The sequence below is a fragment of the Rhodococcus sp. (in: high G+C Gram-positive bacteria) genome, from assembly GCF_049286785.1.
GTDB lineage: Bacteria > Actinomycetota > Actinomycetes > Mycobacteriales > Mycobacteriaceae > Rhodococcus_F.
Genome location: NZ_JBAQEO010000623.1, coordinates 1 through 5816, shown reverse-complemented (window position 1 = coordinate 5816; position 5816 = coordinate 1). Strand labels below are relative to the sequence as shown.

4 protein-coding genes are annotated in these 5816 nt (G+C 67.8%); 3 read left to right on the top strand and 1 reads right to left on the bottom strand.

What is annotated here, in order from left to right; translation table 11 throughout:
* Positions 1-109: 109 nt before the first annotated feature.
* Genes WAW17_RS22695 through WAW17_RS22685 form a run of 3 tightly spaced genes read left to right on the top strand, consistent with a single transcriptional unit; the run spans position 110 to position 4348 of the window.
* Positions 110-1252, top strand: coding sequence for a tyrosine-type recombinase/integrase (locus WAW17_RS22695; protein ID WP_422335164.1), 1143 nt, complete (start codon positions 110-112; stop codon positions 1250-1252).
* Positions 1249-3711 (top strand): tyrosine-type recombinase/integrase, encoded by a 2463-nt coding sequence (locus tag WAW17_RS22690; protein ID WP_422335163.1) that lies wholly within the window; start codon positions 1249-1251, stop codon positions 3709-3711. Before WAW17_RS22695 ends, WAW17_RS22690 begins: the two co-directional genes overlap by 4 nt.
* The gene (locus WAW17_RS22685; protein WP_422335162.1) at positions 3704-4348 is read left to right on the top strand and encodes a DUF6262 family protein; all 645 of its coding nucleotides are present in this window, start codon (positions 3704-3706) and stop codon (positions 4346-4348) included. The genes WAW17_RS22690 and WAW17_RS22685 overlap by 8 nt, the downstream gene beginning before the upstream one ends.
* A 59-nt stretch (positions 4349-4407) precedes the next feature.
* Here WAW17_RS22685 and WAW17_RS22680 read toward each other — a convergent pair whose 3' ends face one another.
* On the bottom strand, positions 4408-5385 hold the full coding sequence (locus WAW17_RS22680; RefSeq protein ID WP_422335161.1) for a recombinase family protein: 978 nt from the start codon (positions 5383-5385) through the stop codon (positions 4408-4410).
* Positions 5386-5816 lie beyond the last annotated feature (431 nt).

Here is a 5816-nt window from a genome sequence, read left to right as displayed (position 1 = left end):
TTATCTTTATGCCGCAACCGTCTGTGAGGGACGTGGGATTGCAACACGCCTGCTGACGTCGCTCGCAGATATCCCACACCCTGTGAGGGACGTGGGTTAGCTTCGTCGCATGGATGGGCCGTACACGGTGGAGAGGGCGATCGGGCCGGTCGATGGCAAGGTCACCTGGCTGGTGCTTGATGATCGGCTGGATCCCGTGCCCGAGGTCGCCCGGTTCGCGTTGTACCTCGACGGCGGGGGTGCGAGCGTCAACACGCTCCGGGCCTACATTCCGCGGCTGGCCCGTTTCCTGAACTGGTGCCATCGTCAGGGGGTCGACTGGACAAAAATATCTCTGCCGCAACTGATTTTGTACAAGCGCGGTCTGGAGGCGGAGCCGGGTCCAACGGGTAAGGCGCGGGTCGGGAAGACGGTGAACGCGCATATCACGGCGATCGTCGAGTTTCTGAGGTACTGCGCCCGGGTGGGCAGGATCGACGACGCTGTCGTCGACAAGTTCGTCGAGGCCAAACATCTGCGCTTTGTGCCGGAGACGATGCCGCAGCGCGAGCGCGGCGCCCACCGATTCGTCGCGGCGAAGGTCGTCAAGGCCAAGGAGTTCACCCGGCCTCCGGAATCCCTCACCGACGATGAGGTGAGCGCATTGCTTTCCGCGACAACGAATGTCAGGGATTTGTTCTTGATTCAACTGATGGTCGAGACCGGCCTGCGGATCGGCGAGACGTTGGGGCTGCGTCGTGAGGATCTGCACCTGTTGCCGGACTCGCGGGCGTTGGGCTGCACGATCGGCGGCGCTCACGTGCATGTGCGGCGCCGGATCAACGACAACGGTGCGCTCGCGAAGAGTCACTACCCGCGCAGCGTGCCGGTGGGTGCGGATACGGTGGCCGTGTATCGGGACTACCAGTACGAACGCGACCGGCTCGTCCCGGACGGTGGGTGCGGTTTCGTGTTCGTCAACCTGTACTGGTCGACCGCCCCGGACACCGCGATGAAGTATCCCAACACCCGCAGCTGCCTGACCCGGGTGGCCCGCCGGGCGGGGGTGCAGGCGCGGCTGCACATGCTGCGACACACGGCGGGGACCGCCTGGGCCCGCTCGGGCACCCCGATCGACGTCGTCCAGAAATTGATGGGGCACCAAAGCCCGGTGTCGACCGCGAAGTACCTGCATCCCTCCGACGAGCAGATGCGCCACGCGGTCGACACCGTGGCGTCGCTGCGGTCCGGCCGACCCGCGACGACGCGATGAGCGCGGCAGCGACCGCGGGGGTGCTCGCGCCCGCAGCGAGCGAGACCGACTCGCGGTGGCGGGCGTTGTTGACCGAACGACTCGTGGAGCCGTGGCGCCCCGGCGAGTGGAATCCGCAGACCCTGATCTTCACCGGGGATCCGGGCAACCCGAAGACATTGGTGTACCTGTGCACGAGTGCCGGGTGCGTGAACCCGACCGGGACCCGCAACTCGATCTGCACGTTCTGCACATCCAGGCGCAGACCGCGCAGCAAGAGTGTGACACGGCGCTTTCACGACACGGTCGTCGAGTCGTGCATCGTCACCGGCGACGACGTCCACTGCGCGCGACCTCGCTACTCGGCCACCGGGCTGTGTTTTACCCACCAGAACCGGTTTTCGCCCGCCGCGAAGACCCGCGGCACCTCCTTGAGCGCGTTCGTGGCCGCGGCCGACCCGCTCCACGCCCTGGCCCTGTGTGCCGTCGAGCAGTGCCGCCACCAGGTGCTTCATTCGTCCACCCCGCTGTGCTTGACCCACCACCACCAGTACCGTGCCCGCGGCGAGCGCGGCGAGCCGCCGATCGACCAGCACGCCTTCGCCGCCCGGGCGCTGCCGCTGATCCGCTCGCACGAGTTCACGCTGGTCGGATGCACCGACACGGTCCGGGCCGAGGTGTTGTGGCTGCTGCAAGAACGCGATCGGCGGGGCTTCGGCATCTCGATGCTGCGCATGCGTAACCTCCTCGCCGCCGCCCGCGGTGCGCGCACCTTGTTCGACATCGACGCCCGATACGAGCGGGACGAGAGGTTGCTGCGGGTGTCGTTGCCGCTGCTCACCCAGCAGCGCGCCGCGTTCGACGGGGTCGACCTGTTCGCGGCCGATCGGTGGGGACCCGAGGTGCTCGAGCGGTTCCCCAGCGCCCACCGCACACGCAGCCGGCACATCGTCATCGACTGGTCCGCCGTCGGCTGCCGCTGGCTGCGCGAACTGGGCAAGACGTGGGCGAAGGAAACCCTTCCCCGCTACGAGAACCTGCGGCCCTCGCTGAGGGCGTTGACGTGGGCCTCGGAAGCCCTCGAGACCAGCCCCGCCTTCGCCGACCCGACGGTGGCCGGGCGCGGCGAGATCGCCGTGATCATCGACCATTGCCGCCGCAAGACCACCGTGGACGGCGCACCCTTCGCGGGTCACTATCCCGATTGCCGACTGTGGGACATCAAGACCATCCTCGCCTACGGTCGCGCCGCCGGGCATATCGACCACGTTCCCGGCTCCTTCGCTCTCACCGCCGCGCACCTGAAACAACGCCCGGCCCTGCCGGCCCGCAACGACGACGAGCCAGGCCGGTCCCTGCCCGACGAGATGGTCGAGATCCTCGACCGCAACCTGGCGTTGCTGCGGCCGGCGATGAAGGCGGGGCACCGGGTCCAGGGGTGGTCGAACGAGGACTACGCGCAGATGCGGCAAACGATCTACCGGCTGCTGCGGGACACCGGCCGGCGCCCGGGAGAGATCACCGCACTACGTCGCGACTGCCTCGATGTCGACCTCGACGGCGGGCCGGTGCTGATCTACACCAACACCAAGGCCAACCGGCTCGACCGGCGACTGCACATCACCGCTGGCACCGCGGCGGTGATCACCACCTGGCGCGAGCGGGTGCGGCTCCTGCGCCCGGACCACAGGAACGGATACCTGTTTCCCCAACTGCACCTTGCCGATCCGTACTCCGACCGGAATTTCACCGCCGCCGCGTTCGGCGTCATCTTCCGACATTGGATCGACTCGATCGACGAACTGACCGCCCTGATCCGGACGGCCGACCATCCCGCCGGCATCATCGACCGCCGTGATCTGGTCGCCTACTCGCTGCGCCACACCTGGGCGCAGAACCATGCCGATGCGGGCACGCCCGTCGACGTGCTGGCGGCATTGATGGACCATCGCAACCTCAGATCGACCCAGACCTACTACCGCATCGGCCACCAGCGCAAACGTGAGGCGATCGAGCGCGTCGGCAGGCTGGTGACGGACCGTCGCGGCGCCCTGCGCCCAGCCGCCGACCTCATCGAATACGAACGTCGCTCGGTGTCCACGCTTCTCGGTGGATGCGTCGAACCGTCCAACGTCAAGTCCGGCGGCAAGGCCTGCCCCATCCGGTTTCAATGCGGCGGCTGCGACCACTACCGCCCCGACCCCTCCTACATCCCCGAGATCGAGCAGGAGATCCGCAAGATCAAGGCCGACGTGAAGGAGGCCGAGCTGTGCGCCGCGCCGCAGGTCGTGGAGAACCTGCGCTACAACCTGGCCATGTTCGAACAGATCCTGGCCAAGATGACCGGGCACCTGCAGCGACTCGATCCCGACGAACGCGCCGCGCTCGACGCCGCGATCGGCACCATACGCAGTGCCCGGGACCAGCACCGGCGAGCCCTGCCGCTGATCGTCCCCGACCGGGGAAACACCGATGACTGACCCGCGCACCGCCAAGCTGATCGCCGCCCGCCGGCAGCACAGCCGCACCAAACACGAACAGGCCCTGACCGCATTGGACGAACTCGTGCGATCGGGCGCCCGGATCACCTTCACGCGGGTCGCCCGCGACGCCGGCGTGTCGACCTGGCTGCTCTACAACACACCCGCGCTGGCGAGCGCGGTCCGCGAGGCGATGACACGGCACCACGGTCCCGAGCTCCGACCACAGTCGTCGACGGCGTCTGGCGACGCGTCCAGCGACAGCCTGCGCACCGACCTGGCACTCGCCCGGCAGGAGATCGCCACGCTCCGCGAGTCCGAGCGCAAGCTCCGCGAGCGGCTGCGGCGCACCCTCGGCAGCGAAATCGACAACATCGACCGACCTGAGCTGGTCGCACGCATCGCCGACCTCGAGTCCCTCGTGGCGAAGCTGCGCACCGAGAACTCCGACCTGCGCGAGACCAACACCCGGTTGACCGAGCTGACCGACGGTCAACGCGACGACCTCGAGACCGCGAACACCCTGCTGCGCCGGTACATGAAGGAAGCCAGTCTCCACCTGCCGGGCGACGGGAACCGCCCGCAACACCTCATTGCGCCCGATGAGACCGGCGAGGTTCCGGGAGGGATTCGCTGACGGCTCGCGAAGGGTGGATCGGGCCCGGGGTTCCGCCACACGACATGAACACATCCGCGCTACTGGTCTTGGTGAGCATGGTCGGGGCACAACAGCTTTGGCGATACGCACCAACCCTCGGCGGCAAGCCATCGCTGCGCGGGCAGAGGCAGACGGTCGTCCGCCCCGATAACGAGGTCTCCGACGAGAATGGGCCCATCCCCGCACAGCGTGCAAGCAATGTCGATCACCGGCGGCTCCGGCTGACACCGGCGGCAGTGGTGGCCGGTGATGACCTCGCCCACCGTCGTCGGATCGGGATGCAGCCAGATCACGGCGAGGTCGGCGCGCTGATGCGCCGCCTCGGCCCGAGTGGTCGGCTCGTGTCCACAGGTCGAACACGCCCATGATCGCCGCGGAGGTCGTGTGGCAGGTTCCCCGGTTCCGATCGGGTCGGCGGCGGCCTCGCTCGCCGTCTTGTCCAGTGCTGCAGTAGGTTTAGCTTGCTTGCTGAGATGTCCGTAAAGGGTGGTGCGGCGCACGCCCAGCAGGTCCGCGATCTGCGCGACGGTGTGCTCGCCGCCGTCATAGAGGCGTTGGGCGAGTTGGACCTGCTCGGCGGTGAGTTTCGGTGGGCGCCCGCCCTTGCGGCCGCGGGCCCGGGCGGCGGCGATCCCGTCCCGGGTATTCGCGACGGTCAGCTCCTGGGACAGTTCGGCCAACACCGAGAGCATCCCGAACATGGCCCGGCCCTCGGCGGTGGCGGTGTCGATGCCCTGCTCGAGCACCCGCAGCCCGACCCCGCGCTCGCGCAGCTCGGCGCCGAGGGTGATCAGGTGCAGCACCGACCTGCCGGGGCGGTCGAGCCGTGTGACCACCAGCGTGTCGCCCTCGCGGAGCAGCTCGAGCACCAGATCCAGCTGCGGGCGCGAGGCCTTCGCGCCGCTCGCGTGATCGACGTAAGTGTCCTCGGCCGCCACCCCGGCCCGGCGCAACGCGTCGACCTGATGATCCGGGTTCCGGTCCGCGCCGGACACCCGTGCGTAGCCGAGCAGCATGCGTCGACAATACCCCGGCACAGCCAGTTTTCGACGTCGAGAGTCGACGTGTTTGACCTGAATAAAGCCATATCTGGACCGTGTCGGAAAATGGTGCATCTCGACGACGCCGACCTGGGGGATCAAGCGCATCTTCGGCTCCGCTCCCAACACTCGCTGCCGGAGCACCCGAGCTAACGAAATGAACTCGACACCGACGCCACCCGAAAGCGCGGGCCCGTGGTCGCCGCACGCGCCCTTGCCGCGGGCCGCCGCAACCACTTTCGCTCGGCTCCTGCTCAAGAAATGACCTAACGGCGCCCTGTCGGGCAACACCAAACTGACGGGAACTTGGCCTTCGTCCCACACGTCACTCACACCAGGATCGCCGTCCGTCTTCGCGTTTCACCAGCTTGGAGCCAGATTCTCGTTGCTGCGCATCTAGATAATGG

Bases quoted from the DNA above. Each gene is read 5' to 3' on its own strand.
- WAW17_RS22695 (WP_422335164.1), top strand. From the start codon at position 110: ATGGATGGGCCGTACACGGTGGAGAGGGCGATCGGGCCGGTCGATGGC.
- WAW17_RS22690 (WP_422335163.1), top strand. From the start codon at position 1,249: ATGAGCGCGGCAGCGACCGCGGGGGTGCTCGCGCCCGCAGCGAGCGAG.
- WAW17_RS22685 (WP_422335162.1), top strand. From the start codon at position 3,704: ATGACTGACCCGCGCACCGCCAAGCTGATCGCCGCCCGCCGGCAGCAC.
- WAW17_RS22680 (WP_422335161.1), bottom strand. From the start codon at position 5,385: ATGCTGCTCGGCTACGCACGGGTGTCCGGCGCGGACCGGAACCCGGAT.